At 65.3% G+C, this 1,632-nt stretch carries 4 protein-coding genes and 1 pseudogene; all 5 read right to left on the bottom strand.

From position 1 onward, the window contains the following. Positions 1–226, bottom strand: a pseudogene (locus WAW17_RS31260) (hypothetical protein); the annotation flags it as partial. A gap of 140 nt (positions 227–366) precedes the next feature. Beyond that, positions 367–519, bottom strand: coding sequence for a hypothetical protein (locus WAW17_RS31265; protein ID WP_422336714.1), 153 nt, complete (start codon positions 517–519; stop codon positions 367–369). Further along, positions 516–770, bottom strand: a complete 255-nt coding sequence (locus tag WAW17_RS31270; RefSeq protein ID WP_422336715.1) for a hypothetical protein — start codon at positions 768–770, stop codon at positions 516–518. The genes WAW17_RS31265 and WAW17_RS31270 overlap by 4 nt, the downstream gene beginning before the upstream one ends. Further along, positions 770–973 (bottom strand): hypothetical protein, encoded by a 204-nt coding sequence (locus WAW17_RS31275; RefSeq protein ID WP_422336716.1) that lies wholly within the window; start codon positions 971–973, stop codon positions 770–772. The genes WAW17_RS31270 and WAW17_RS31275 overlap by 1 nt, the downstream gene beginning before the upstream one ends. A gap of 226 nt (positions 974–1,199) precedes the next feature. Then, the coding region (locus WAW17_RS31280) for a hypothetical protein (protein WP_422336717.1) at positions 1,200–1,632 on the bottom strand (433 nt) is incomplete at its 5' end.

Below are 1,632 nucleotides of genomic sequence, written 5' to 3' on the forward strand. Positions count from 1 at the left end.
CCCATAGGCCCACCGCTACGAGCAATTTCGCCTCGGGCGGAGTGCAGTGAATGAACGGAAGAACGGCCTTCTTGATCAATCCGTCTGTGCCGTTATCGGCCGCATATAGGTAGGAAGAGACGTAAACGAACGCCGCTCCCTTCCCTTTTGGGCCAATTCCGATGAGATCGAGGATCTTGTCGTGCGTTGGCAGATTGGTGTCTGTCCGCGCCCATGCGAGTCCCACTTAGGCTGGCCTCCTCTCGCGTTTTGTTGGCAGGTGTCGGCCCGCCATGGGGCACGGTCGCCCCGCTTTGTCGTTGTGTCGGCCGACGCGGCCGGACGGTGACGTCCAGGCGCTGCGGTGGCAGACCGGGCAGCGCGCGTTCATGAGCCGCCTCGGCATTCGGGGTGTCGGACCATCCCTGCCGGCAGCTGCTCGCGGCAGACCTTGCAGGTGCGATCAGGCTTCGGCGCCGGGTTGGTGACGCGCTGTACGGCGGCCGCTACGGGCACGTTGTGCGTGATGGATTCGCTCACCTGACCCTCCTTGTGGAGCGTCGGTCGCGCTTCGACTTCTGCGGCTGCAGAGCCCACACGGGAGGCGTAGAGCTGGGTCGAGGCAGTGCACGCTCCTGCGGTGTCTGCGGCTTCTCGTCCAGTAGCACGGTCTCGTCGATGTAGAAGACCATCGCGGAGCACCCCCGGCGGACGACGGTTTGGTGCGAGACAAACTCCTCTTCGCCTTCCCGGGACCACGGGTTCTCGGGAATCTTCCACCGCTCGTCCATCACGCCACCCCCTTCGCCTGCTCGGCGAGGATGGCCCGGGCCACGGCACGGAATTTGTCCTTTGGCCCCTCGCTACGCAGGTCACCCCAGCGCAGGAAGTCGGGCAGTGTCGCCCATGCTCCGGACCATGCGTCGAAGGCGATCTCGGCGAGGCGCTCGACGAGGGCGGTGTCCGGCTCGAAGATGTCGAGCTGTTCGGTCACTTCCACCACCTCGCAGGCTTTGCCCACAGGATTGACAACGCCTTGAACCGGATCTGTCCGCTGGCGGTTTCCTCACTCGGAAGCCGCAGGCTGATGCCGATCACCTGACGCGGGTATCGGTTGAGTCCGAGGATTGGTGACTTATTGGCGGGGGTGATGGTCGCGGCCCGGAAGCGCAACGGCCATCCAACCGGGGACACGAGAAGTCGTTGCTGCTCGGCGCTCATCACGCGCCGCCATTGATCGCACTGTCAGGGTCATGCTCGCGCCCATCGCCTGCGCACAGCTCGCACTCCTGGTATGCGCCAGATGCCGTGCCAGGGCCGCACCCCGATCCCTTGCAGGAGGGGCACGACTGCCAGCGCTCCATCCGCTCGCACTCGTCGCACCAGACGGGGCATTCGATGTGCTCGAGCTCAATGGATACGAGGCTCTCTGCCCGCTCTACGAGTTCCGCATGACCCGCCGCGTACCAGCCATGCCCCGGGATGAGCTCGGCGCACCCGAGCGCGACCGCGATCTCAATGCGCTTCTTCTCAGCGTCGGCCCGCGCCTCGTCCCGCTCCTGCCGATACCGATCGACGATGCCCAGCAACTTCGTGTTCTCGGCCCGCATCTCGTCGATCTCCCGTACCGCCTGGGCGATACCGCGGTCACGC

It is taken from the genome of Rhodococcus sp. (in: high G+C Gram-positive bacteria), assembly GCF_049286785.1.
Lineage (GTDB): Bacteria > Actinomycetota > Actinomycetes > Mycobacteriales > Mycobacteriaceae > Rhodococcus_F.

What these genes read in the sequence shown, in the direction of transcription:
- WAW17_RS31270 (WP_422336715.1), bottom strand. Translation starts at nt 770, where the DNA reads ATGGACGAGCGGTGGAAGATTCCCGAGAACCCGTGGTCCCGGGAAGGC.